General features: G+C 41.5%; 25 protein-coding genes and 1 other RNA gene. 6 read left to right on the top strand and 20 right to left on the bottom strand.

The window, feature by feature from the left end; genetic code table 11:
- Positions 1 to 154 precede the first annotated feature (154 nt).
- Both FS458_RS04300 and FS458_RS04295 read left to right on the top strand, forming a co-directional pair.
- Positions 155 to 685 (top strand): general stress protein, encoded by a 531-nt coding sequence (locus tag FS458_RS04300; RefSeq protein WP_144698137.1) that lies wholly within the window; start codon positions 155 to 157, stop codon positions 683 to 685.
- Between the two features lie 17 nt (positions 686 to 702).
- Positions 703 to 909, top strand: a complete 207-nt coding sequence (locus tag FS458_RS04295; RefSeq protein WP_144698135.1) for a CsbD family protein — start codon at positions 703 to 705, stop codon at positions 907 to 909.
- Positions 910 to 965: 56 nt separating this feature from the next.
- Here the strand turns inward: FS458_RS04295 and FS458_RS04290 are convergent, their stop codons facing one another.
- From FS458_RS04290 to FS458_RS04280, 3 genes are all read right to left on the bottom strand, one after another.
- Positions 966 to 2,396 (bottom strand): LVIVD repeat-containing protein, encoded by a 1,431-nt coding sequence (locus FS458_RS04290; RefSeq protein WP_144698133.1) that lies wholly within the window; start codon positions 2,394 to 2,396, stop codon positions 966 to 968.
- 220 nt (positions 2,397 to 2,616) lie between these two features.
- Positions 2,617 to 3,453 (bottom strand): undecaprenyl-diphosphate phosphatase, encoded by an 837-nt coding sequence (locus FS458_RS04285; protein WP_144698131.1) that lies wholly within the window; start codon positions 3,451 to 3,453, stop codon positions 2,617 to 2,619.
- Positions 3,454 to 3,620: 167 nt separating this feature from the next.
- A complete protein-coding gene (locus FS458_RS04280) occupies positions 3,621 to 4,682 on the bottom strand; it encodes a M42 family metallopeptidase (protein WP_144698129.1) in 1,062 nt (353 codons plus the stop codon).
- A 125-nt stretch (positions 4,683 to 4,807) separates the two neighbouring features.
- Between FS458_RS04280 and FS458_RS04275 the strand changes: the two genes are divergently transcribed.
- A complete protein-coding gene (locus FS458_RS04275; RefSeq protein ID WP_144698127.1) occupies positions 4,808 to 5,215 on the top strand; it encodes an LAGLIDADG family homing endonuclease in 408 nt (135 codons plus the stop codon).
- A 335-nt stretch (positions 5,216 to 5,550) separates the two neighbouring features.
- On the opposite strand, the gene ssrA is transcribed toward FS458_RS04275, so the two are convergent.
- From ssrA to FS458_RS04235, 8 genes are all read right to left on the bottom strand, one after another.
- Positions 5,551 to 5,888: a transfer-messenger RNA gene (ssrA, locus tag FS458_RS04270) on the bottom strand.
- A 148-nt stretch (positions 5,889 to 6,036) separates the two neighbouring features.
- A complete protein-coding gene (smpB, locus tag FS458_RS04265; RefSeq protein ID WP_066239234.1) occupies positions 6,037 to 6,504 on the bottom strand; it encodes an SsrA-binding protein SmpB in 468 nt (155 codons plus the stop codon).
- A gap of 104 nt (positions 6,505 to 6,608) precedes the next feature.
- Positions 6,609 to 8,900 (bottom strand): ribonuclease R, encoded by a 2,292-nt coding sequence (rnr, locus tag FS458_RS04260; RefSeq protein ID WP_144703279.1) that lies wholly within the window; start codon positions 8,898 to 8,900, stop codon positions 6,609 to 6,611.
- Between the two features lie 58 nt (positions 8,901 to 8,958).
- Complete coding sequence (locus FS458_RS04255) at positions 8,959 to 9,705, bottom strand: alpha/beta hydrolase (protein ID WP_144698125.1); 747 nt, start codon at positions 9,703 to 9,705, stop codon at positions 8,959 to 8,961.
- Positions 9,706 to 9,717: 12 nt separating this feature from the next.
- Positions 9,718 to 10,407, bottom strand: coding sequence for an alpha/beta hydrolase (locus FS458_RS04250; protein WP_144698123.1), 690 nt, complete (start codon positions 10,405 to 10,407; stop codon positions 9,718 to 9,720).
- A gap of 143 nt (positions 10,408 to 10,550) precedes the next feature.
- Positions 10,551 to 10,790: a preprotein translocase subunit SecG gene (gene secG / locus FS458_RS04245; protein ID WP_144698121.1), complete on the bottom strand. Its 240-nt coding sequence runs from the start codon at positions 10,788 to 10,790 to the stop codon at positions 10,551 to 10,553.
- 89 nt (positions 10,791 to 10,879) lie between these two features.
- Positions 10,880 to 11,212 (bottom strand): hypothetical protein, encoded by a 333-nt coding sequence (locus tag FS458_RS04240; RefSeq protein WP_144698119.1) that lies wholly within the window; start codon positions 11,210 to 11,212, stop codon positions 10,880 to 10,882.
- A 521-nt stretch (positions 11,213 to 11,733) separates the two neighbouring features.
- On the bottom strand, positions 11,734 to 12,435 hold the full coding sequence (locus FS458_RS04235; protein ID WP_144698117.1) for an FHA domain-containing protein: 702 nt from the start codon (positions 12,433 to 12,435) through the stop codon (positions 11,734 to 11,736).
- 544 nt (positions 12,436 to 12,979) lie between these two features.
- On the opposite strand from FS458_RS04235, the gene FS458_RS21250 reads away from it, so the two are divergent.
- Entirely contained in the window at positions 12,980 to 13,066 is an 87-nt protein-coding gene (locus FS458_RS21250; RefSeq protein WP_225218726.1) for a putative holin-like toxin, read from the top strand.
- Between the two features lie 133 nt (positions 13,067 to 13,199).
- Here FS458_RS21250 and eno read toward each other — a convergent pair whose 3' ends face one another.
- From eno to cspD, 9 genes are all read right to left on the bottom strand, one after another.
- Positions 13,200 to 14,492 carry a phosphopyruvate hydratase gene (gene eno / locus FS458_RS04230; RefSeq protein WP_066245699.1) on the bottom strand — a complete coding sequence of 431 codons (1,293 nt, stop codon included), beginning with the start codon at positions 14,490 to 14,492 and terminating at the stop codon, positions 13,200 to 13,202.
- A 93-nt stretch (positions 14,493 to 14,585) separates the two neighbouring features.
- Complete coding sequence (gene gpmI, locus FS458_RS04225) at positions 14,586 to 16,118, bottom strand: 2,3-bisphosphoglycerate-independent phosphoglycerate mutase (RefSeq protein ID WP_144698114.1); 1,533 nt, start codon at positions 16,116 to 16,118, stop codon at positions 14,586 to 14,588.
- Positions 16,115 to 16,873: a triose-phosphate isomerase gene (gene tpiA, locus FS458_RS04220; protein ID WP_144698112.1), complete on the bottom strand. Its 759-nt coding sequence runs from the start codon at positions 16,871 to 16,873 to the stop codon at positions 16,115 to 16,117. The genes gpmI and tpiA overlap by 4 nt, the downstream gene beginning before the upstream one ends.
- Positions 16,874 to 17,095: 222 nt before the next feature.
- Positions 17,096 to 18,280, bottom strand: coding sequence for a phosphoglycerate kinase (locus FS458_RS04210; RefSeq protein ID WP_066397581.1), 1,185 nt, complete (start codon positions 18,278 to 18,280; stop codon positions 17,096 to 17,098).
- Between the two features lie 130 nt (positions 18,281 to 18,410).
- Positions 18,411 to 19,418 carry a type I glyceraldehyde-3-phosphate dehydrogenase gene (gap, locus tag FS458_RS04205; RefSeq protein WP_066397583.1) on the bottom strand — a complete coding sequence of 336 codons (1,008 nt, stop codon included), beginning with the start codon at positions 19,416 to 19,418 and terminating at the stop codon, positions 18,411 to 18,413.
- Positions 19,419 to 19,499: 81 nt separating this feature from the next.
- Positions 19,500 to 20,522: a sugar-binding transcriptional regulator gene (locus FS458_RS04200; protein ID WP_144698108.1), complete on the bottom strand. Its 1,023-nt coding sequence runs from the start codon at positions 20,520 to 20,522 to the stop codon at positions 19,500 to 19,502.
- A 282-nt stretch (positions 20,523 to 20,804) separates the two neighbouring features.
- Positions 20,805 to 21,050 carry a glutaredoxin family protein gene (locus FS458_RS04195; RefSeq protein ID WP_144698106.1) on the bottom strand — a complete coding sequence of 82 codons (246 nt, stop codon included), beginning with the start codon at positions 21,048 to 21,050 and terminating at the stop codon, positions 20,805 to 20,807.
- A gap of 218 nt (positions 21,051 to 21,268) precedes the next feature.
- Positions 21,269 to 22,594 carry an RNA polymerase factor sigma-54 gene (rpoN, locus tag FS458_RS04190; protein ID WP_144698104.1) on the bottom strand — a complete coding sequence of 442 codons (1,326 nt, stop codon included), beginning with the start codon at positions 22,592 to 22,594 and terminating at the stop codon, positions 21,269 to 21,271.
- 215 nt (positions 22,595 to 22,809) lie between these two features.
- Positions 22,810 to 23,010: a cold-shock protein CspD gene (cspD, locus tag FS458_RS04185; RefSeq protein ID WP_066245685.1), complete on the bottom strand. Its 201-nt coding sequence runs from the start codon at positions 23,008 to 23,010 to the stop codon at positions 22,810 to 22,812.
- 334 nt (positions 23,011 to 23,344) lie between these two features.
- On the opposite strand from cspD, the gene yvfG reads away from it, so the two are divergent.
- Positions 23,345 to 23,560, top strand: a complete 216-nt coding sequence (gene yvfG, locus FS458_RS04180) for a protein YvfG (protein ID WP_066245683.1) — start codon at positions 23,345 to 23,347, stop codon at positions 23,558 to 23,560.
- 218 nt (positions 23,561 to 23,778) lie between these two features.
- Positions 23,779 to 24,381, top strand: coding sequence for an ATP-dependent Clp endopeptidase proteolytic subunit ClpP (gene clpP / locus FS458_RS04175; protein ID WP_137791692.1), 603 nt, complete (start codon positions 23,779 to 23,781; stop codon positions 24,379 to 24,381).
- The last annotated feature ends 10 nt before the right edge of the window (positions 24,382 to 24,391 follow it).

Raw genomic sequence — 24,391 nt, 5'->3', positions numbered from 1 at the left:
AACAAGCACAATACGTGTTTTGGTGTTAAATGCTTCCAAATGTTGCGTTGCATCTTTTATGTATACTTTTGTCGAACCTGCAAGTTCATGTTTCATCTCAATAGTCAGTGGGAACACAAACTACGTACTAATCTTCTACAAAAGGAGGAAATCGATGGATACTCATGGTAAAGTAGTTGGCGTTTTCCGTTCAGAAGATGATGCGATCGATGCCATTAAAAAACTGAGAGAAGAAGGTTATGGTGACAATGAAATCTCAGTGATCGCAAAAGACAAAAAAGAAGTTAAACACATTCAAGAAGAAACCGGCTCAAAAGCTCCTGAAGGGGCTGCCACAGGTATGGCTACAGGTGGTATTCTTGGAGGACTTGGCGGGCTATTATTAGGTGCAGGTGCACTTGCTATTCCAGGAATCGGGCCGATCGTAGCAGCTGGACCCATTGCTGCAGCACTTGGTGGAGCAGCTGTAGGTGCTGGAGCAGGTGGAATTGTCGGAGCTCTTGTTGGATTAGGAATTCCTGAAAATGAAGCAAAAGAATACGAACAATCAGTCGAAGCCGGGGACATTCTCGTTCTCGTCGACACGAATGAAGTAAGCCGACATAGACAAGTTAATGATACATTCCGTACGTACCGTTCTACAAATGCACATCGTTATGAAGATTCATATTCCAACAAATATTAAAAGGAGGATGATTCAACATGAAAAACGATACAATGGAAGGCAAGTGGAAACAGTTTAAAGGTGAAGCGAAGAAACAATGGGGCAACCTGACAGATGATGATTACGATCAAGCACAGGGTGACCGTGAAAAGATGATCGGAAAGATTCAAGAAAGACACGGAAGAAAACGTGAAGAAGCTGAACGTGAATACGACGATTGGTATAGCAGAATGGAGCAATATTAAAAATAGTAGAACCCCACTAAGTCAGCACTTAGTGGGGTTTGTTTTGTGGTCTTATCTTATCTAATAAGAAAAGATTGTAAGTTCATCTTTTTTATATTCGGATCCGCTTTCTTCTGCAAAACTTTTAATCCTTGTCCCATATCGGATGCTAAAATATAGTTTCGATCTACGAATACACCCCATACGTTAGCCTTATCTGACACGTATGAACCTACTTCAACTGGAGTTGCTGGATTCGTAAGGTCAACCATACGGATACCATCAGAATAATGAGAGAGATAGAGTGTATTTCCTCTTACTTTTGGATCATGAACCGTATATGTTCCAGGTTTGCGCTCTCCTGCTTTAATCTGAACCATCGAGTTTAGCGTTCTGAACGTACTTAACAGAACAGGGTTGCTCTTATCCTTTATATCATACACACGAACATATCCCCAACCTCTTTCAAAACCCGGGTCATGAGGATCCGGATTAAAAACTTCTCTCGTTTCAATCAAAATATTTCCGCCATGAGCTAGTGCAGCTGAATGTGCAGCCCCTTGAACATCACGTTCAAATTTTGTTCTCCCTACAAATTTAGGATTTGCAGGATCTTCAATATTTAAGATTATCGTACCAAGATCCCAATAAGAGAGATATGCATATTTACCTGTCTCATCCGTGATGACACTATGTAAAAATGCCGTACGCTGTGCACCTGTCTCATCTTCATATTGATAATCACCATTAAAACTACCGCCTACTTCAGTTGGATCCCAGTTTGAGAGTTCTTTCGGTTTACTTGGGTTAGTCACATCAACGATTGAAAAGTCATGTACATCAACCCCATCTTCCTTATAACGATGAGCTTGATAATTCGTTGCTAAAAGTAAGACTTTGTTGTTCTGTTCTGTTAACCAATGTTCATGCGTCCCGGTAGGAAGATCAGAAGGCGTTTTCCAAAATCCTAGCTTTTTCGGCTCTTTAGGGTTGGTCACATCGTAAAGCACAACCCCACCATTCTCAGAAGTCTCCCCTTCATAACCATAACGTTCTTTATCTACGCGCTGAACACTTACAGCAGCTAAATCACCTTTAAATGACGGAGTACTTACAGATTGAACGATTACTTTTTCCTGCCATGTGCCAGGAATATCATTCGCAAGAACGGCAACTTCTTTAGGATTTGCAGGATCCTTCATATCAAAAATCCTTACTCCCTCATTTGTCATCTGACCACGGTGTGTACCAAGATATGCATATCCTTTGTACGCATATACGTCTGCAGTTGTAGCAGGTTTTCCTTTTAAATCTTTTAGGGGAACAGCTGCCACCTCTTTAAGGTGCTCAAAGTTCTTTGATCCTTCTACTTTTGGAATTCCACCAAACGTAGATTCACCAGCTTCAATGTAGCTTTTTTGCCCATTCTCACAAGCTAAAGCAATTCCTCCACCTGCTAACGAAAGTGCAAGTGTATTCAATACAATTTTTGATGCAAATTTGTTCATATCCCTATAGCCACCTCCATCTTAATAGTTCCTACATTAAAGGAGTCAAGCTTAAGAAAGAAGTGGTGAATAGACTAAATATTCCAAATTTAGAATGTGAAAAATTGCGTGATTTTGTCTTTCAACAACGGGACTATCATCCTGCTAAATGCTAAAAGCATAAAGAAAACCCTGAACTCATTGGCACTAATTCTGCCGAACGTTCAGGGTTAAATTCACTTTACATGATCACAAAAAAGATAACAGCTACTAGCACAAGACGATAGATCGCAAAAGGTGTTAGCTTAACTTTTTCGATAATGTTTAAGAAGAAGCGAATCGATAACATAGCGAATACAAATGCACTGATAAATCCAACAATAAAGAACGGCATAGCATCCATACTAAAATACTCTAAGTTCTTTAATAGGGAGATACCACTCGCACCTGCCATGATCGGAACAGCCATAATGAATGTAAAATCAGCTGCAGCACGGTGGCTAAGCCCTAGAAGGACACCACCTGAAATCGTAGCACCAGAACGTGAAAATCCTGGCCACAGGGATAAACACTGAATCAATCCGATAGAGAAAGCTTGCTTGTACGTAATCTTATCTACTGTATCAATAACAGGATTTTGATTTTTAGCAGCAAATCGATCGGCAAAAATCATAAGGAACGCACCAATTGCGAGTCCAATAAGAACCGTGTTCGTAGTGAAAAGGTACTCATCAATATAATCTTCGAACAACAAGCCAAGAACGCCTGCCGGTAAGAGACCTACGATGACTTGAGTTAATTTTAAACGGCTCCCCGTAATTTCATTTGTTGCTTTGTTTCGGCTAAGTCCCAGCATATCGATGAATCGCTGTCTGAAAACAACGACTACCGCTAAGATCGAACCAAGCTGGATCACAACTTTAAAAGTATTCGCTGGATATTTACCTAAAAAGTCTTGTGATTTTAACCACATGTCATCAACAAGAATCATATGTCCCGTAGATGAAACAGGAGCAAACTCCGTCAAACCTTCTACTAACCCTAGAATAAGGGCTTTTAACAACAATAGGATGTCCATAAAAATTACTGATCTCCTTTAACAACTTATACTCTCATCTCTATATAATAGACGTTTTTCGATGATTAGCAAAGAATGATGTAAAACTTTTTATAACACTGTAACATATTGCGATAAAGTGAGAAACCCCGTCGGAATGAAATCCAACGAGGTTTTTGAGGTAGTTTTTAGTAATCCAAAAGCGAATGTAGCTTTTCTTTATCTAGAACCTTTACGAGCTCTACTAGAAGCTTTGCGCTATTTTCTAAATCGCTTTTACTGATCATGGACGTGTGGCTATGAATGTAGCGAGCTGCCACTCCCACTACAAGACTTGGGATTCCCTTTTTGAAAAGATGAAACTTACCTGCATCTGTTCCTCCACCAAGCATCACGTCTACTTGATAAGGTATGTTATGTTTCTCTGCCACTTCTATGATTAAGTCGCGAAAACCGGTATGTGGGATCATGGATGAGTCAAGGAATGTAATCAGCGGCCCTTTTCCGAGCTTCGCCTTGTTCGCATTCCCACCAGGACCATCTTCTGCAACTCCTACATCCAGTGCAATCGCCATATCCGGCTCCATGATTGCAGGTGCCGTAATCGCGCCCCTTAGTCCTACTTCTTCTTGAACAGTCGCACCACAATACACAGTGTTCGGATGAGTGTCGTTTTGAAGCTGCTCTAGAACCTGAAGCGCTGTATAACATCCTGCTCGATTGTCTAGTGCTTTTGCAAGTATCGTGTCACCGTCAGGCATCAGTTCAAATGGGCATATCGGAAGGATCGGATCTCCTACTCTAATCCCCCACTCCTTCACTTGGTCCTTATCCTTCGCACCAATATCAATAAACATCTCTTTCATCGGATAAACCCGGTTTCGTTCATCCGGCGTTAAGATATGAGGCGCTTTTGATCCAACGACCCCAGTGAACGTTTTACTTTTCGTCTGAACGTGTACACGTTGCGCGAGAAGAACTTGTGACCACCAGCCTCCTAATGGAACGAAGCGCAAATAACCTTGCTCTGTGACCTCACTGACCATGAAACCGACTTCGTCCATGTGACCTGCAAGAAGTATTTTAGGACCGTTTTTCGTAGATCCGTGTCTTTCACCAAATACACTACCGATGTGATCGTTCATAAGCGTAGCACCTGTTTTGCTGATCTCGCGTTTCATAATCTCTCGAATCGCTTTTTCAAAACCAGGAGCTCCATTCGTTTCGGTTAACTCTTTTAATAAGTCCATGTTTTTCACCTTCCTATTTTATAGGATGGGGAAAATATAAATATTTATTACCAAAACTTTTATTAACTAAAAAGGGAACGTTTGTTCGATTTTCGTGATACAATAAAAGGAAAAAGGTGAATATTATGAAAAAATGGGAAGCCTCATATATAGCAGGGGTTATTGACGGAGAAGGGAGTATCATGCTGACAAGAATGCATAAAAACGAATTTAGAAGACCCTGTATCTCAATTGCATCGACCGACTTGGAGCTATTACAATATGTTCAATCACACACTGGAGGTATATTAGTTTGTAAAAAGAATTACTATCCTGTAATGCATAAGAAGTCATTTACTTTGACTATCAAAAAGAAAGACATTGTTTTTTATCTCTTGAATCAGATAGTACCTTTTTTAAGAATTCATAAGAAGAGGAAAAGAGCTCTTTTCATTCTTAAAGAATATAATAACGTTACCTCTCGAAATGGTAAATATACACCTGAGTTATTGAATCAGAAGTTATTATTTGAGAAGAGATTTTTTGAATTATAACAAAAAAGACCAGCATAAACTGCTGATCTGTTATCCACCTATGTATGGTGGAGACGGTGGGACATGTTATTCCATGCTTTCGTCATGGCACTGACTATATCTTGAACCTGAAAATTCCAGGTCCTTCGGCGTATTATACGAAACATAAATTTACTTGAGACCAAGCAGAATTTCGTATCTTAGTACTACCAGAATGGCAGCCTATAAGTCGATACACGGCTGTTGAATTGCTCCACATACCGCTCGGCATTGCCTTGCAACGATAAATGTTGGTTAGGTTTCACCGATAAAGCCGAATTATCACTTATGTGTTACCACATAAGGCGACTAAATATTAATCGAACCCACGTCCAAAGATATTGGCACTTAAGCTTCTACGAGTGTAGTCGGTTTATTCGCGTTTCGCGGATCCGTCTGCCAGCCGACAGGCGCCTGGACCGCTAGCCTGATTATTCTCTTCCTTCGTCCTCAGGCTGAGGACAACCGGCGTAGCCCACTAAGAGTGAGTCCCTTACCCTACCACATGGGCGATGGAGGGAGGAACAGCTAAAGTGCTATTACGCAGCTAAAGCTAAGTTGTTGTTTTGTTTGCCAGTTATTGGCTGTGGCGTTTTAACGAGGCCGACCCCCTCGACTCGCAACTTAAGCTCAAACTACCCCTGTCGAATCCGTAACGTCCCCATTATAAAATGGTAAGCAGAAACTTAATTCTGCCGAACCTCGGAAAGAGATAAAAGCTCAATCGCTTCTATTCACTTGTCTACTCAGTATAACATTTTTGCTTCATCGTCTCAATTGTAACATCCTGTAAAAGGAACCAATTAAGCTTTTTGGCGATCTCTGAATGCACGTTCGATCTCTCGCTTCGCATCCTTCTTCTTCAGATCATCACGCTTATCGTAATGCTTTTTCCCTTTAGCAAGTCCGATCAAAAGCTTCGCAAAACCATTCTTTAAATACATTTTCAAAGGAACGATAGAGTATCCTTGTTCTTTTGTTGCACCTAATAGCTTGTTGATTTCTTTGCGGTGCAAAAGCAGCTTACGCGTACGAAGTGGATCATGGTTGTACCGGTTTCCTTGCTCATACGTGCTGATGTGCATGTTGTGTAGGAACAACTCGCCGTTTTGCACACGTGCGAAGGAATCTTTTAAATTTGCCCTGCCTGCGCGAATGGATTTGATCTCCGTACCCTGAAGGACAATTCCTGCTTCAAATGTTTCTTCGACGTGGTAATCGTGCCGCGCTTTCTTATTCTGTGCGACTACTTTCCCTTCTCCTTTTGGCATGTAAAACTCAATCCTCCCCACAGCAAGTGAAGTTTAATTATAGCAATATGGTCAAATAACGTCAAGGTTCACCACCGAGGATGAACCTTGACTAACATGCTTTCTTATTTCTTCTTTTTCTTGCCTTTTTTCTTAGCAACTGGTTTATAGAAAGGCTTCTTCTTCCCTTTCTTTGAATCTTGAGGACCGCTTGAACGCTCAGATTCACTTGTGCGATTCTTGCTTCTTCTTCCTCGTCCGCGTTTTGGTGTATCCCCAATATCGATCACTTTTTGGCGATCTTTGAAGCGTTTACGAGGTGTCCCCTTCATTCCGACGATTTCGAAATCGATCGCTCGCTCATCTACATTCACGTTCGCAACTCGAATGGAAATCTCATCACCGATTCGGAATACGTTACCTGTCCGCTCACCGATCATCGCCATAAACTTCTCATCGAATCGGTAGTAATCGTCTGTTAGGTAGCTAACATGTACGAGACCTTCAATCGTATTTGGAAGTTCAACGAACAATCCAAAGTTTGTAACAGAGCTGATCACGCCATCAAACTCTTCCCCGATCTTATCGAGCATGAACTGTGATTTTTTAAGCTCATCTGTTTCACGTTCCGCATCAACAGCACGGCGTTCCATCGCGGATGAATGCTTAGCGATCGCAGGAAGTTCTGCTTTCCAATGACTGACTGTTTTTGGTCCTGTGTCTTTTTTAAATAGATACGTACGGATGAGGCGATGTACGATTAAGTCTGGATAACGACGAATCGGTGACGTGAAATGCGTATAGAACTCTGTCGCCAATCCGTAGTGACCAAGTGACATATGATCGTACTTCGCTTGCTTCATGGAACGAAGCATGATTTTACTGATTACCATTTCCTCTGGCTCGCCTTTTACGGTCTCCAAAAGCTGTTGAAGGCTGCGCGGGTGAATGTCGCTTGCAGTCCCTTTTAACGCATAACCAAACATGCCGATGAACTCTAAGAATCGCTCTAGTTTGCCTTCATCTGGATCTTCATGAATTCGGTACATGAACGGAAGCTCGAGTTCATGGAAATGCTGTGCAACGGTCTCATTGGCACATAGCATAAATTCTTCAATCAGTTTTTCTGCAACCGATCTCTCACGAAGAACAACATCTTGTGGATCGCTGTTTTCGTCTACGAGTACTTTTGCTTCAGAAAAATCAAAGTCAATCGCACCACGGGCAAAACGTTTTTTGCGAAGAATTTCAGCAAGCTCTCCCATTAACTGAAAGAAAGGGATGAGTGATTCGTATTTCTTGTTAACCGCCTCATCTTCATCCTGTAAGATTTTACGAACATCTGTGTACGTCATTCGCTCTGTTGTTTTGATCACACTCGGGAAGATTTCATGTTTAATGACTTCTCCATCATGGTTGATCTCCATCTCACAAGAGATCGTCAAGCGGTCTACTTTCGGATTTAAGGAACAGATCCCGTTTGATAGACGATGTGGAATCATTGGGATTACACGATCGACTAAGTACACACTCGTACCGCGCTCTTGCGCTTCTTTATCGATCGGAGAATCTTCAGTTACATAGTGCGTAACATCTGCGATATGTACGCCAAGCTTGTAATGACCGTTAGGCAGCTTGATCACATGAACCGCATCATCCAAGTCTTTCGCGTCCGCTCCATCAATAGTTACGATGGTTTCGTTACGAAGATCGCGACGTCCTTCAATATCTTTCGGGTCGATCTCATCTGGCGTATTATGAGCTTGCTCAAGTGCTTCAACCGGAAACTCTCTTGGCAGTCCATGTTTGAAGATAACAGAGATGATATCTACACCTGGATCGTTCTTATGTCCGATGATGTGAATGATCTCCCCTTCGGCACTGTTTCTGCCTTCAGGGTATTTTGTGATCTTAACAAGAACCTTATGTCCTTCTACAGCGCCGTTAACGCCGTCTGCAGGGATAAAGATGTCATTCGGGATCCGTTTATCATCAGCTACAACAAAACCAAATTTACGGCTCTCCTGGAACGTTCCGACGACCTCTGTAACGCCTCGTTCCAAAATACGAATGATCGTACCTTCAGGACGTGATCCTGAAGATGTTTGGTTTAAGCGCACGAGCACCGTGTCTCCACTCATCGCACCATTCATATCAGATTGTGAGATATACACATCTTTTTGTTCAGAGTCTTCTGGGATAAGAAACGCAAAACCTTTTGCGTGTCCCTGAACGCGTCCTTTGATCAGGCTCATCTTTTCAGGTAATCCATAACGGTTTGTACGTGTTCGAACGACAGATCCTTCATCTTCTAATTCATTAAGTGTTAAAACCAGTTTCTTGAAAGCTTCAGCGTCAGGAAGTTGAAGAGCTTCTTCAATCTCTGTGACTGTCATCGGTTTTTCCGAATCTTTCATGAGCTGGAGTATTTGCAGTTTATCCAAAAACTGACCTCCTTTTTAAGGAAAAAAGGTTCTATTCTGACCAATCAAGGTCTTCTAAGAAAGCATAAACATCTTCATGCAGCTGTTCTTTTTCCTTGTCTAATGTAATAACGTGTGATGAGTTTTCATACCACTTTAAATCTTTCGTTTCACTCTCTACTTCATCATAGATAATATTTGCAGATTCCGTGTTTATCATTTCATCATTTCTAGCCTGCACAACAAACGTAGGTGCGTATACGAGATCTACTGAATTTCTTACACTTTGAATTAGATCTTGAAGTGCTTTTAACGTATTCATCGGTGTTTTTTTGAATTCTTCCATCTCTTCTTGAATCTGTTCTGCTGATTTCTGTTCACGCTTTTTATATTCTTCAGCGTACGCACAAACCCCTTTATACATCACTTCTTCACTCTTGATAGACATGGGTGCGCACATCGGAATAACTGCTTTCACAGGATGTTCAGTAGCAAGTTTTAAAGAGAATACGCCACCTAAGGAAAGACCGCAAACAGCAATCTCGTCGTAGCCTTTTTCTTTAAGATGATTGTAGCCGCCAATCACATCTTCCCACCAGTCTTTGGGTCCTGTGTGTACTAGTTCTTCAGGGGGAACGGCATGCCCTTTATACTGAGGAGCGTGACATGTATAGCCCTTCTTCTGCAGAAATCTCCCCATCATTCGTACATCGGCTGAACTGCCCGTGAACCCATGAAGCATTAAGACTGCCCGTTTTCCTCCTTCAAAGAAGAACGGTTTTGGTGCTGCGATTTTCATGTTGTACCTCTCCTATTCATTCGTTAAAAATTGATATACTTCTTGAATTAAGTCATCTTTCTCTACATCATGACAGATCATGTGCTTTGATTCTTTAAAATAACAAAGACGTTTGTTAGATGCTGCTATCGCTTTGTACAGATATTCTGCACTTCTTCTCGGAACAAGGCCATCACATTCTCCTTGAACGATCAAAGTTGGTGCGGAGACTTGTGAGAATTCAGGTTTGATCATCCTTACTAGCTTCTGAAACTCTCTTGTCGCACTGAAAGGTGTATCAAGGAACTTTTTTCGATACCTTTTATATAATTCATGATCTCTTAGTTGACCGTTCAGACCAGAGACCATCATATTGGCTATATCTTTAATCATCTGTGCGGGGTTAAGATAGTAGGCACTTGCGTTCAACAGAATTAATTTGTCACACCCGTACTTTGAAGCGAGATACCCCGCGATCATTCCACCCATTGAAAAGCCGACTATATAGATTTGTTCAACTTTTTCTCGTAGCTCCAAATAGGCATTTTCAGCTTCTTGAAGCCATTCTGTATGTGTTCTACCTCTTAATGAGAGCTCAGTTCCGTGACCAGGATAAGTGGGCACAGATAACAACCAATCTGTATGCTTCTCAAGATATTCTGTAATTGGCTCGATCTCATAAGGTCCGCCTGTGAACCCATGCAAACAAAGACACCCGATCATGCTACCACCTTTTTTGTCTATAGGTTACCCTTTTATCCTCGTATCAAATCATATCACAACCACTCTCATAAAGGTTATGCGGTGTTTCTACAGACTAAAAAAACAACAAGCAGTAAATACCGCTTGTTGTTTTTGACTGTTCTTTAGTTCATCGGAATAAAGTATGCTACTGAAATCGTTAGAATGAAGAACAACACTGCAAGAATGATCGTTAACTTACTTAGCAATGCGTCGATTCCACGTGCTTTTTGTTTACCAAAAAGCTGTTCAGCTCCACCAGTAATCGCACCTGATAATCCTGCCGAACGACCTGATTGAAGAACAACGACAACGATTAATGCGATTGATACTAAAATAAGAAGGATTTTTGCTGCTGTTAGCATGTATGTTACACCTCCACCGTTCCACGTTACATTACCCTAAATGTACCATAACTTGAAGGGACGAGGCAAAGCTTTTTTCAGAACCTTCATTAATTTGTTCCTGAATAGTTGATATCAAATTCTTTATGAAAAATATAGAGGCGAACCGCTCTTATTACATTCAGTCTTTTGTTTAACATCCCTACTACTTGAACGGTAGCTCCTGGCTGCACGGCTTCGTCTGGCGCGATATCTAGCGTCTTGTCCCCATCGAGCAGCTCTGTCTTAGCATCCAGTTTTACTTTCATCAACGTTTTCTTATGAGAGATGGTAAATACTTGGCCATTGGTTTCTTTCACTTTTCCAATAAAGCTGATCGGATTCAATTTCTCCAGTTTGTTTTCTGCACCATCCGAAGATTCTTGTTTAAGTGGTTGCATCATAAACATCCCCTCTTCGTATTAATGGGGACATCCCCCATTTTCATTTTACTGTTACTTGTTATGTTTTATGTCTGTTTCTAGTGGTGTGTCTTTTTTTGACGAGTAGTAGTTATCATTGAAAATGGATTTTTTGATTACAACATCTTCATAGGTCTCAGATTTCAAACGAGCCTTTTCTCCATTCGTAATCTGAAGGTCATAGGTTCGTATATACAAAATTGTAAATAGTAGAACGATAAATGCCCGGATTAATCGGAACCGATATGATCTTCCTCTTCGATCCCGTCTAGTTTCCTCTACCCTCATTTTTTCTTCACCACACCTATTTATCAGAAACATCTAAAAAGGAGTTTTTTCCTTTTATTTAATTTACTCTCTTTTTGTCTAGTCTAAAATGGATTTATCATGACTCTTTCCTCATACGGAAATGATAAGGTTCTGATAATTTTGCGGGGTTTTTTATAAGAAAAAAAGTCTATCAGAACGATTGTGTTCTAACAGACTCTTTGGAGTATTCCTATTTAATTAATCTGCAGCATGTATCCATAACGAGGAACGGTAACGATCGAATCTCCGTATGGGCCAAGCTTCTTTCTGAGACGGTAGACAAGTGCATTGATCTCATCGTTTCCAACGTCAGGAATGTCGTTGGAACCAGCAACCATTCGCTCCGGCCATATTTGAATCTTTATTTCGTCACTGCTGACCGCCTGATTCTTTTTTCGATACAAAAATACAAGAAGGTCGGTGTGTTTTCCTGACAGAAATAATGGCTCTCCATCTATCGAGATCTGGCGGCGTTCAGGAATGATATGCAACCCACTCGTGATCTGTGATTCTGCGGGTTGAATAGGTGAAGTAAACTCCATCGTAAGATCTGATTGATCCGCTTCAGTATTCAGGTAGGTTAACAGAATAACTCCCTTTGCCAAGCTGATCACATCTCCAGATTGAAGCTGTTTCGGCATATGTGGCTCGAGAAGCTGGTTATTGAGCGCCGTTCCGTGCTTTGAATCTAGATCACGAATAAAAGATACCCCGTCTTGCATGTAAATCTCTGCATGCTTTCGGGAAACGTATGGACTTATAAATGACACATCTGTTTCGTTCGTTTGAGAAGATCGGCCGAATACAAGTGCTTCTCCCTCAGGTTTCAATGGCATGAGGCTCCCCGTGTCATAAGGATCCCCAGCTTCTATACGTATGTATAAACTATCATTCATCAAAAATTCCCCCGTACATCAAGCAAGTACTTGTTATAAGCATTTTAAATGATTTTCGTTAAAAATAGAAGGATTATGAGGTTTTGTGAGAAATTCGGTAAGAGCTGTGGTAGATATTTAGTGAGTTAAAAACTTGGAACGCTCTTGAGATTGCAATGACATTGAGATTCTGAGAAGGTCGTGAAGTTCTCGAATCGCTCATAGTCTTGGAATCGCTCATAATACTTTCGAATCGCTCACAAAATCCTGGAATCGCTCATAAAACTTTTGAATCGCTCACAAAATCCTAGAATCGCTCATAAAACTCTCGAATCGCTCACAAAATCCTAGAATCGCTCATAAAACTTTTGAATCGCTCACAAAATCCTGGAATCGCTCATAAAACTTTTGAATCGCTCACAACCCCATGAAAACATTATATGTAATTAATCCTTAAATCCTTTAAGCAAAAAAGACAAGCCTTATTACCTATCTTTCTCTTTTTAGGTATAGGACAACCCTGCTTTTACGAATCTTAAGGGTAACACGATTGGAGGGATCAAAAATGACTGTTTTTGAAACGATGTCGCTCATGATCAGTTTCTCAATGCTCATTGTTACTATCCTTCATTCTAACAATCGCTCTCGATAAGCAGCAGAGTTGGCTTAACCCCTTTTAAATGAAGACAGCCCCCGGATCAGCGCTTATAGTGCTTGATCCGGGGGCTTGTCTTTTTCACAAAGAGAAAATGGCGAGTTTGTCTTTGTGTGGGGTCAGACCCCAATTATTTTTTAAGGTTGTAGAATGCGTTCATTCCTGGGTATACAGCTAGGTTGCCTAGCTCGTCTTCGATGCGAAGAAGTTGGTTGTACTTCGCAACACGGTCTGTACGAGAAGGAGCACCTGTTTTGATTTGTCCAGCGTTTGTCGCTACCGCGATGTCAGCGATTGTGCTGTCTTCAGATTCACCAGAACGGTGAGAGATAACTGCTGTGTAACCAGCACGTTTAGCCATTTCGATCGCGTCAAACGTTTCAGTCAACGTACCGATTTGGTTAACTTTGATAAGGATTGAGTTACCGATTCCTTTTTCGATACCTTCAGAAAGCTTAGTCGTGTTTGTTACGAACAAGTCGTCACCAACAAGCTGTACGCGGTCACCGATACGCTCTGTTAATAGCTTGAAGCCATCCCAGTCGTTCTCGTCAAGACCATCTTCGATTGAAACGATCGGATATTTGCTAGCAAGATCTTCGTAGAATGCAACCATCTCTTCAGAAGTCTTAACAACACCTTCACCAGAAAGGTGGTATTTTCCGTCTTCTTTGTTGAACAATTCAGAAGCAGCAACATCCATTGCAAGGCGAACTTCTTCACCTGGCTTGTAACCTGCTTTTTCGATCGCTTCCATGATTGTTTGAAGAGCTTCTTCGTTTGAACCAAGGTTTGGAGCGAATCCACCTTCGTCACCTACAGCTGTGTTCAATCCTTTTTCTTTAAGAACTGCTTTTAAGCTGTGGAAGATTTCAGTACCCATACGAAGTGCTTCAGGGAAGCTTTCAGCACCAACAGGCATAACCATGAATTCTTGAATGTCTACGTTGTTATCCGCATGCTCTCCACCGTTTAAGATGTTCATCATTGGAACTGGAAGAGTTTTAGAGTTGAATCCTCCAAGGTACATGTAAAGAGGTACGTTTAAAAAATCAGCAGCAGCATGTGCAACAGCCATAGAAACACCAAGGATTGCGTTAGCGCCTAGTTTACCTTTATTTTCAGTACCATCAAGCTCGATCAACGTTTGGTCGATTCCTACTTGGTCTAGTACGTCAAAGCCGATAAGTTCTGGAGCGATGTTTTCATTTACGTTATTAACAGCGTTCATAACACCTTTTCCAAGGTAACGCTCTTTGTCACCATCACGAAGCTCAACTGCTTCATATTCACCTGTAGAAGCACCAGATGGAACGATTGCGCGTCCGAATGCACCTGATTCAGTGTAAACTTCTACTTCAACTGTTGGGTTACCGCGAGAGTCTAGAACTTCGCGAGCATAAATTTCAATAATAGCTGACATAATTGTCTCTCCTTTTATAAGAAAATGTAATTTGAGAATAAGGCATTTCCGGCATTATGCACAAGAGTCTCTGTACATATTTCGTAAACAAACTTATTTAATTAACGATTTACCTGTCATTTCTTTCGGTTGTACTCCACCTAAAAGGTTTAAAACTGTTGGTGCAAGGTCGGCCAAGATTCCGTCTTGACGCAGTTTTAATCCTTCTTGTGTCACAATTACAGGAACAGGATTTGTTGTGTGAGCCGTCATCGGATTGCCTTCCATCGTAATGACTTCATCAGCATTACCATGGTCAGCAGTAATGATCGCAGCTCCACCTTTTGCAAGGATCGCATCGACCACTTTTCCTAAGCACTCATCCACTGTTTCAACTGCTTTAATCGTAGGCTCAAGCATCCCTGAGTGACCTACCATATCTGGGTTTGCAAAGTTTAAGATGATCGCATCGTGCTTATCTGCTTCAATCTCTCCAACAAGCGCATCCGTTACTTCATAAGCACTCATCTCAGGCTTTAAGTCGTACGTTGCAACTTTAGGCGAGTCGATTAAGATACGCGTTTCACCAGGAAACTCTGCTTCACGTCCTCCACTGAAGAAGAACGTTACGTGTGGATACTTTTCTGTTTCAGCAATACGAAGCTGTTTAAAGTTTTGTTGTGATAAAACTTCACCTAATGTGTTGTCTAGGTTTGTAGGTTTGAACGCTACATCCCCATCAACCGTTTCACTAAAGTGTGTTAAACATACGAAGTGAAGGTTTTTCGGGAACGCTTCTCCGCGGTCGAACCCACGGAAATCTTCGTTTGTAAACACTTGTGAGATTTGGATCGCACGGTCAGGACGGAAGTTACAGAAGATAACTGCATCTCCATCTTGAACGGTTGCAACAGGTTCACCGTTCTCTTTTTTCAAAACTGAAGGAAGAACGAATTCATCATGAACGCCATTGCTGTACGAATCTTCAACGACTTCAAATGGATCTTTGTAATCTGGTCCTTCACCATAAACCATTGCGCGGTATGATTTTTCAACTCGGTCCCAACGCTTATCACGGTCCATGGAATAGTAGCGGCCAGAAAGTGTTGCAATCTCACCAACACCAAGTTCATTCATCTTGTCCACTGTTCTTTGAATATAACCTTTTGCTGATTGTGGTGGTACATCACGCCCGTCCAAGAATCCGTGCAGATATACCTTTTCCACGTTCTGCTTTTTAGCTAGTTCTAATAGTGAAAGAATGTGTTCGATGTGGCTGTGAATACCACCATCAGATAGCAATCCAAAGATATGAAGTGCTTTGCCAGTCTTTTTCACATGATCCATAGCATCAATAAACGTTTGATTTTCGTAAAAATCTCCTTCTTTGATCGATAGATTCACGCGTGTCAAACTTTGGTAGACGATACGTCCTGCACCAATGTTTAAGTGACCTACTTCCGAGTTACCCATTTGACCTTCAGGAAGTCCAACGGCTTCCCCACTAGCTGTTAGTTGAGCGTGCGGATACGTTTCCCAGTAGCGGTCAAAGTTGGGCTTTTTCGCTTGTGCAACAGCATTACCTTTGTCTTCATTACGGCAAGCAAAACCGTCTAAGATGATTAAAGCTACTGGTTTTTTACTCATCGGCTAACGCCCTCCAGAAGCTGAAGGTAAGATTTTGGCTCAAGGCTAGCTCCGCCAACCAAAGCGCCATCAATATCAGACATACCCATTAATTCTTTGATGTTGTCAGGCTTAACACTGCCGCCGTATTGAATACGAACAGCATCAGCAACATCTTGAGAGAATTGATCTGCTACAACACTGCGGATGTATTCACATACTTCGTTCGCATCTTCAGAAGAAGCTGTTTTGCCTGTTCCGATCGCCCAAACTGGCTCGTATGCGATAACGGTTTGTTTCATCTGCTCATCTGTCAAACCAGATAAACCTTTTTCAGTCTGTTCTTTTACAACGTCCTTCGTTTTGTCTGCTTCACGCTGTTCAAGCGTTTCACCAACACAAACGATCGGAGTCAGACCATGTTTGAATGCAGCATGTGTCTTTTGGTTAACAAGCTCATCTGTTTCACCAAAAAGTTCGCGACGCTCAGAATGTCCAAGAATAACATATTGAACGTTAAGATCTTTTAGCATAACAGGGCTGATTTCACCTGTGAACGCACCACTCTCTTCAAAGTGCATGTTTTGTGCACCGATCGCAAGCGGTGTACCTTCTGACTCGTCTGCTAAGCTATCAAGGAACAGAGCAGGAGCACAGATTACAGAATCTACAGTCTCAGCTGAAGGTACAAGACCTTTCACTTCTTCTACAAAACTGCGTGCTTCTGTTAACGTTTTATTCATTTTCCAGTTACCTGCAATAATAGGTTTACGCATTCTTTTCACCTCTTAAAAGTGTTTCTTTTAGAGTAGTACTAAAAGTTGAAGCAGTCAGTTATACAGTAGCTTCATTGATAAGTCGATTGGAGTGTGAGGTGCGAGACTCCTGCGGGACAAGCGGTCAGGTGAGACACTTAGTGGCGCAAAGCGGCAAGTGGCTCACCGCCTGCCCCGCGGAAAGCGAAGCACCTGAAGCGGAAATCGACCGCGCACAAAATCTTACTTGTCGTTTAAAGCTACAACGCCTGGAAGTTCTTTACCTTCCATGAACTCAAGGGAAGCACCGCCGCCAGTTGAGATGTGGCTCATTTTATCAGCAAGACCAAACTTCTCAACAGCTGCAGCTGAATCTCCACCACCGATAACGCTGTACGTGTCAGTTGCTTCTGCTAGTGCGTTTGCTACTGAACGAGTACCGTTTGCGAATGCGTCGATCTCAAATACACCCATCGGTCCGTTCCATATTACAAGCTTCGATTCTTTAATAACCTTTACGTACTTTTCGATCGTTTTTGTTCCGATATCAAGCCCTTCCCAGTCAGATGGGATAGAATCGATCGCTACTACTTTCGTGTTAGCGTCGTTCGAGAAGTCGTCGGCTACTAAAACATCCTCAGCAATTAGGAAGTTCACGCCTTTTTCTTTAGCTTTTTCCATGAAACCGCGAGCAGTTTCAATCTTATCTTCTTCTAAAAGAGACTTCCCTACATCATGGCCAAGCGCCTTAATGAATGTATACCCTAAACCACCGCCGATGATCAGGTTGTCTACTTTGTCTAATAGATTGTCGATTACGTCAATCTTATCCTTAACTTTTGCACCACCGATGATAGCAGTGAAAGGACGGTCAGGATTTGATAATGCTTTTCCTAGCACTTCAAGTTCCTTTTCCATCAACAAACCGGATACAGCAGGAAGATGTTTCGCGATCCCTTCTGTTGAAGCATGTGCTCTGTGAGCTGCTCCAAAAGCATCGTTTACGTACACATCAGCGAGTGCTGCAAACTTTTGTGCTAATTCAGGATCATTCTTTTCTTCTCCTGGGTAAAAACGAACGTTCTCAAGTAAGATCACGCCGCCTTCTTCTAGGTTAGCGACTGCTTTTTCAACTTCTTCTCCATAAGCTTCATCCGTTTTTACAACTTCTTTTCCAAGAAGTTCGCTTAAGCGTTCTGCTACTGGAGTTAGACGAAGTTCTTCAACAACTTGTCCTTTTGGACGTCCCAAGTGACTTGCTAAAAGAACTTTAGCGCCTTGCTCTGTTAAGTATTTGATGGTAGGAAGAGCAGCGTTGATACGCGTTTCATCCGTAATGTTTCCATCTTTCATAGGTACGTTAAAATCAACACGGCAAAATACGACTTTGCCTTTTAGATCGATGTCACGAACACTTTTTTTGTTCATAAGTACATGCAGCCTCCTGACTAGTAAAAAGATTAAAAGAATCAGCAATCTCCCAGGTTTTACATGGGAAAGAGGAGTAGAAGCCTGTTTGAAACGACTTCTCCCCCTCCTTATTGTTCTTCTCTATCTATTAAAGTCCTTTTTTAGCGATATAGTCAATTAAATCTACAACGCGGCTAGAGTATCCAGTTTCGTTATCGTACCAAGATACAACTTTAACCATGTTTCCTTCCATAACCATCGTAGAAAGAGCATCGATTGTAGAAGAGTGAGTGTCGCCATTGTAGTCAGTAGATACAAGCGGCTCTTCAGAGTAGCCAAGGATTCCTTTAAGGTTTCCTTCAGCTTCAGCTTTAAGTGCTGCGTTTACTTCGTCAACAGTAACTTCTTTGTCAAGTTCAACAACTAAGTCAACTAGAGATACGTTTGGAGTTGGAACACGCATTGCCATACCGTTAAGCTTACCTTTAAGTTCAGGAAGCACTAGAGAAACTGCTTTAGCAGCACCAGTTGATGTTGGAATGATGTTCTCAGCTGCCGCACGAGCACGACGAAGATCTTTATGTGGAAGATCAAGAATTTGCTGATCGTTTGTGTATGAGTGAACAGTTGTCATCATACCGCGCTTCACGCCGAATTTTTCGTGAAGAACTTTTGCGAATGGTGCAAGACAGTTAGTTGTACAAGATGCGTTAGAGATTACATCGTGGCTAGCTGCATCGTACTTGTCTTCGTTAACACCAAGAACTACAGTGATATCCTCATCAGAAGCAGGAGCAGAAATGATTACTTTTTTAGCGCCAGCTTCTAAGTGTTTAGCAGCGTCTGCACGCTTAGTGAAACGTCCAGTTGATTCAACAACTACTTCTACACCAAGGTCTCCCCAGCCAAGTTGTGCTGGATCGCGCTCAGCTAAAACTTTGATTTCTTTGCCATCTACAATAAGTGCATTTTCCTTAACTTCAACAGAACCAGCGAATTTGCCGTGTACTGTGTCATGCTTTAATAGGAAAGCAAGAGTATCAGCATCTGTTAAGTCGTTTACAGCTACAACTTCTACCTCAGGGTTGTTGAATGCTGCGCGGAATACATTACGGCCAATACGACCGAAACCATTAATACCAATTTTTGTTGCCATGTAAAATGACCTCCTTGATTTAAGAGAGAATTTATTTTTTATATAAAGGGAAATCCCCTTAATAACGAAATGGAAATGAACTTACGAGTTACCCAATAGTTGCCGGGCAGCTCCTTCGTCCGTGATTAAAACCTTTTTCGGACCGTGTTTCATGAATGCTGCAATCGCATCGGATTTAGAAGATCCGCCTGCTACTGCCATGATGAAATCACTATTCTGCAGCTCATCTAGCTGCAACCCTATCGTGCGTACGCGGTGAACCACTTCACCCTGCTGATCGAAGTAATAGCCGAATGCTTCTGCAACTGCTTTTTCTTCTTCCAGCTTTAGTAGAACCGACGGGTTAGAGTTTCGACGTACTGCCATTGTTTTAGCATCGCCAATCCCGTGAAGCACTATACCAGCGGAGTGTATGAGCTCCATGACTTCTTTAACACCAGGCTCAGCCATCAAAGAAAGATACGTTTCTTTGCTCAACTGATCTGGCAGATGAAGCAGCCTGTATTCCCCGTTCGCTTTTTGAGCCATCGTGGAACAAATGGTGTTCGCTTGGTTCTCAACTTTCTCACCAAGTCCGCCTCGGGCAGGAACGAACAATAAATGTTGTCCCTTTTGTATAGGTGTCATCATCTCAGCTACTGAAGCGAGTGTTGTTCCACCCGTTACAGCAATGATGTTCTTTGCTGACAGCTGACGCTTCAATCGGTCTGCTGCTGCTTTACCCATATCATTTTTTACCCAAACATCTTGATCACTGTCACCCGGTACTACGATGACTTCTGACAGATTTAACATATCCTTAAGTTTCGATTCTAAAACATGCAAACCAGACAATTCTTTCATCATCTCAGATAGCTCTACTAAAATATCATGCCCCTCTGTTGTTAGTGACATGCCAGCAGTCTGGATGTTTAGAAGTCCTTGATCTTTTAGGAACGAAACTTCTGAGCGCAGTACGCGTTCTGTCAGGTTCAGGGTTGATGCTAAACTTCTTCTTCCAATAGGTTCATGGATTCTCACAACATTTAATACGTTGTATCGCTTTCGCATCGTTTCTAGAAGATCTGGCAGCAACTTCTTCTGTATCTCTATAAGTTTTTTCATTGCACATTCTCCTGATTCAATGAGATGAACGATTAAGCTTTTAAGTAAATTAAATGATAAACCGGTTGGACTTTTTATGTCCCGGTTAGTCATTTTTTGTCCCATTAACTTAAGAAAATAACTTGGTTTAACCCAAGTCCCAATATTACCTATTGTATATTACCCTGAAAGTGATCTTTTAAAACGTGCCAGCATTCACTTTTTGTCATAAAAGTGTCAGATTTCTCTCTGGCAAGTTTATATTATCAAATAGTATCCCTACATTTCAACAACTTTTACTTATTAAAAATTAGTAAGCGCTTTCTTCACCTTGCTTTCGGATAATATTCCATAGTCGACTTCTTTTCCGTCAACTTCAACAACCGGAATCATCAGACCGTATTTTTCAAGAAGGAGATCATCTTGATAGATGTCGATCGACTCTATGGAAAACGGAATCTCCTGCTGCAGCTTCTGTAATAGTTTATGTGCCTCATCACAAAGTGGACAATGTATCTTCGTGTAAAGTATGACTTTTTTTTCACCCATTTTCAGTGCTCCTTTGGTTTGTATTAGGCTATCTTGTATGCGTTTTTGTTTTTGAAAGTTGTTGATTTCCGCTCCAGGTTGCTCGCTTTCCACGGGGCGGTTAGCCTCAAGATTGTTTCATTACTCCTGCGTCTACAAGTTTATTCTAACGAAGTGAACTTACTCGTGAGCCATAGCGCCAAATAAAAAGGACTTCTCCGAGAGGAAAAGACCTTATTTTAAGAGGTATACCGTTTCCGTTTTGAAGAAGATGGTATGTTTAATTCTTCCCGGTATTTCGCAACCGTCCTTCGGGATATCGTGAGACCGCTGTTCTTTTCTAAAAGAGAGGCGAGCATCTGGTCGGATAAAGGTTTTGTTTTATCTTCGCTCTCTACAAGTTTCTTAATCTCCGATTTGGCAGAGGTTGCCGAAACGCTTCCTCCATCTTGCGTAAAGATTTTAGCTGTGAAAAATGATTTTAGTTCAACAGCCCCTTTTGATGTTTGAAGCACTTTATTTTTGACGGCACGGCTTACCGTTGATTCGTGTACACCAATCTCATCTGCTACTTCTTTTAAAGTGAGTGGTATTAAATCCGATCGGTTGAATGTTACAAAATACTTCTCTTGTATTCTCACGATCTCTTTCGTTATCTTAAGCAACGTTTCTTTTCTTTGATCCAGCGCCTTTTTTAACCAATTGAACTTTTGGAACGAATCATCTAAAAACTTCGATGTTGCGTTTCTTTCGTTCAAGAGTGTTCCATAGCTTTCGTTCAACTTTAACATCGGTGAGTACTGCTCGTTCACCGCAATGTGAAACTTTCCATTCTCTTCGGTCACAGAGACATCTGGATATAAATATGCCTGATCGCTGGCAGGAGCGTATGCTGCGCCTGGGCGAGGATCAAGTGTTTGGAGAAGATCAGCTGCTTCTTCGACTTCATGAGGTGTTACATTCAGATGAGTAGCTAGCCATTTCATCTTACGCTCTGCAAGCTTATCTAGATACTGATCAACGATTATGTAGCTTAATGTATGTTGGAGATGCTGTTCTTCAAGCTGAAGCAACAAACATTCTCTTAGATCTCGCGCCCCGATTCCAACAGGTTCTAACGTTTGAAGAAGAGCGATCAGTTCCTCACATTTTTCAACTGTCGTATGAAACCGGTTGGCCGTTTCCTCAGCAGAGACGGTAAGGTATCCGCTCTCGTCTACACTTAACAGCAAGTATCGAAAGAGTTTTTGATCCTGCTCTTTAATCGGCAGAAGGATCGATTGCTTATATAGGTAATCAAAAAGAGTTTCTTTTTCTATGATTAGATGCTCAAGTGGCTGATGATCACCCGATCGGCTATTAACCCCATTTTTTCGTACGTTCTTCTTTAATGTCGTGAACATGCCCTTTGGTTCTGCAATTTCAATGAGCGGGTTTTCTAACGCCTGCTCTTGAAGATATGACGTCAGTTCATAACTGGGAACTTGTAAAATGGCGATGGCCTGACGCAATTCAGTTGTCATGACAAGGTTCATGCTCTGTTGTTGAAACAAACCCATTTCCATTCTAGATCCCCCCTATTTCTTCATCATACTACAGATGTAAGCGCTATACATCCTACAAAATTTGGGGTCTGACCCCACACAAATACAAGTCCCTCGAATATGTATTTGTGAGGAAGACAAGTAGCTCTTCAACTTCCCATGGAAACCATGAATTCTTAGCCTACAAAAAAATGCCAGCACCGCCCGAAGGCAGTCTGGCATTTTAAACTTTACTATTAAAGTTTTGTTACGTTAGCAGCTTGTGGTCCACGCTCGCCATCAACGATTTCGAAAGATACTTCTTGTCCTTCTTCAAGAGACTTGAAGCCTTCTGATTGAATCGCAGAAAAGTGAACGAATACGTCGTTTCCGCCTTCAACTTCGATGAAGCCGAAACCTTTCTCAGCGTTGAACCATTTTACTTTACCATTTTGCATGGGTGTTTCCTCCTTACAAACGCTATGTAAGCGTTTTAACTCTTTTAACCGACTTACTATGTAAATAAAAAGGCATAAAAAAATGCGCACTCATCTGAATAATTCTGAAGTGGATTTTAAGTGTTCCACTTCTTATTCAAAAAGTACGACCGCTTTAAATCCAAAAGATATTCACAACGTAAATGGTTGAATTAACTATAACATGCTAAAATCCAATTGTCAAAACAAGGGATAGAAATTTTATAATACTTTTGCATACACATTTGATAGGCTATGATAGATAAAGAACATGAACCTTTCATGAATGGTTTTACGAATGAAGGAGGAACATCAAGTGAGCGAAGCATTTTCAGTACCTTATTTTAAAGAGAACTTTCAGCAATACATAGAACGCAACAAAGATGTTTTTACGAAAACACATGCGATGAATGCGTACTACCGTTCGATCGTGGGCACGCTGATCAATGATAATCTTAACAAAAACAGTGAGATCGTCCGTCGTATACGCAACCTAGAAACCGCTTATATTGAAATTAAAAACGAAAACTAGGGCTTATATTTCTGTAATAAGGGTATTGTTTTCTAATCTAGAGGTTTAAAATCCTGCTTCTAGCGGGCATTATGATGATAGCCCATACATAAGGTGTAAGAAGGATATTGAGCATTGCTGGCGAAATGAGTTACATACAGCATATTGTTTGACCTTGTTTGACCTTTTTTGTATGATGACAGTACAGTTTAACTTGAAAAAGGAGAAGGAGGATTTCCATGAACTTAATTCCAACAGTAATTGAACAAACGAACCGTGGGGAGCGCGCTTACGATATCTACTCCCGTCTATTAAAAGACCGTATTATCATGCTTGGTAGTGCGATCGACGATAATGTTTCAAACTCAATCGTAGCACAACTTCTATTCTTAGCGGCTGAAGATCCTGATAAAGACATCTCGTTATACATAAACAGCCCAGGTGGTTCGATCACAGCTGGTATGGCGATCTATGACACGATGAACTTCATCAAGCCACACGTTTCCACGATCTGTATCGGTATGGCAGCATCTATGGGTGCCTTCTTACTTGCAGCAGGGGAAAAAGGAAAACGTTACGTGCTTCCAAACTCTGAAGTTATGATTCACCAACCTCTTGGAGGAACACGTGGTCAAGCAAGTGATATCGAAATTCACGCTCGTCGTATCATCCAGATGCGCGAACAGCTGAACAAGATCCTTTCTGAAAAAACAGGTCAACCGCTTGAAGTCATCGAGCGCGACACAGACCGTGATAACTTCTTGCTTGCAGAAGATGCGGTTAAATACGGATTGGTTGATAAACTGATCACATCTGTAGATAGCACAGATATTAAAAAATAATAAGGCAATA

The sequence above is a fragment of the Fictibacillus phosphorivorans genome (genome assembly GCF_007673525.1).
GTDB lineage: Bacteria > Bacillota > Bacilli > Bacillales > Fictibacillaceae > Fictibacillus > Fictibacillus phosphorivorans_C.
This window is presented reverse-complemented; position numbering and strand designations above follow the sequence as displayed.

What these genes read in the sequence shown, in the direction of transcription:
- FS458_RS04300 (WP_144698137.1), top strand. Translation starts at nt 155, where the DNA reads ATGGATACTCATGGTAAAGTAGTTGGCGTTTTCCGTTCAGAAGATGAT.
- FS458_RS04295 (WP_144698135.1), top strand. Translation starts at nt 703, where the DNA reads ATGAAAAACGATACAATGGAAGGCAAGTGGAAACAGTTTAAAGGTGAA.
- FS458_RS04290 (WP_144698133.1), bottom strand. Translation starts at nt 2,396, where the DNA reads ATGAACAAATTTGCATCAAAAATTGTATTGAATACACTTGCACTTTCG.
- FS458_RS04285 (WP_144698131.1), bottom strand. Translation starts at nt 3,453, where the DNA reads ATGGACATCCTATTGTTGTTAAAAGCCCTTATTCTAGGGTTAGTAGAA.
- FS458_RS04280 (WP_144698129.1), bottom strand. Translation starts at nt 4,682, where the DNA reads ATGGACTTATTAAAAGAGTTAACCGAAACGAATGGAGCTCCTGGTTTT.
- FS458_RS04275 (WP_144698127.1), top strand. Translation starts at nt 4,808, where the DNA reads ATGAAAAAATGGGAAGCCTCATATATAGCAGGGGTTATTGACGGAGAA.
- smpB (WP_066239234.1), bottom strand. Translation starts at nt 6,504, where the DNA reads ATGCCAAAAGGAGAAGGGAAAGTAGTCGCACAGAATAAGAAAGCGCGG.
- rnr (WP_144703279.1), bottom strand. Translation starts at nt 8,900, where the DNA reads ATGAAAGATTCGGAAAAACCGATGACAGTCACAGAGATTGAAGAAGCT.
- FS458_RS04255 (WP_144698125.1), bottom strand. Translation starts at nt 9,705, where the DNA reads ATGAAAATCGCAGCACCAAAACCGTTCTTCTTTGAAGGAGGAAAACGG.
- FS458_RS04250 (WP_144698123.1), bottom strand. Translation starts at nt 10,407, where the DNA reads ATGATCGGGTGTCTTTGTTTGCATGGGTTCACAGGCGGACCTTATGAG.
- secG (WP_144698121.1), bottom strand. Translation starts at nt 10,790, where the DNA reads ATGCTAACAGCAGCAAAAATCCTTCTTATTTTAGTATCAATCGCATTA.
- FS458_RS04240 (WP_144698119.1), bottom strand. Translation starts at nt 11,212, where the DNA reads ATGATGCAACCACTTAAACAAGAATCTTCGGATGGTGCAGAAAACAAA.
- FS458_RS04235 (WP_144698117.1), bottom strand. Translation starts at nt 12,435, where the DNA reads ATGAATGATAGTTTATACATACGTATAGAAGCTGGGGATCCTTATGAC.
- FS458_RS21250 (WP_225218726.1), top strand. Translation starts at nt 12,980, where the DNA reads ATGACTGTTTTTGAAACGATGTCGCTCATGATCAGTTTCTCAATGCTC.
- eno (WP_066245699.1), bottom strand. Translation starts at nt 14,492, where the DNA reads ATGTCAGCTATTATTGAAATTTATGCTCGCGAAGTTCTAGACTCTCGC.
- gpmI (WP_144698114.1), bottom strand. Translation starts at nt 16,118, where the DNA reads ATGAGTAAAAAACCAGTAGCTTTAATCATCTTAGACGGTTTTGCTTGC.
- tpiA (WP_144698112.1), bottom strand. Translation starts at nt 16,873, where the DNA reads ATGCGTAAACCTATTATTGCAGGTAACTGGAAAATGAATAAAACGTTA.
- FS458_RS04210 (WP_066397581.1), bottom strand. Translation starts at nt 18,280, where the DNA reads ATGAACAAAAAAAGTGTTCGTGACATCGATCTAAAAGGCAAAGTCGTA.
- gap (WP_066397583.1), bottom strand. Translation starts at nt 19,418, where the DNA reads ATGGCAACAAAAATTGGTATTAATGGTTTCGGTCGTATTGGCCGTAAT.
- FS458_RS04200 (WP_144698108.1), bottom strand. Translation starts at nt 20,522, where the DNA reads ATGAAAAAACTTATAGAGATACAGAAGAAGTTGCTGCCAGATCTTCTA.
- FS458_RS04195 (WP_144698106.1), bottom strand. Translation starts at nt 21,050, where the DNA reads ATGGGTGAAAAAAAAGTCATACTTTACACGAAGATACATTGTCCACTT.
- rpoN (WP_144698104.1), bottom strand. Translation starts at nt 22,594, where the DNA reads ATGGAAATGGGTTTGTTTCAACAACAGAGCATGAACCTTGTCATGACA.
- cspD (WP_066245685.1), bottom strand. Translation starts at nt 23,010, where the DNA reads ATGCAAAATGGTAAAGTAAAATGGTTCAACGCTGAGAAAGGTTTCGGC.
- clpP (WP_137791692.1), top strand. Translation starts at nt 23,779, where the DNA reads ATGAACTTAATTCCAACAGTAATTGAACAAACGAACCGTGGGGAGCGC.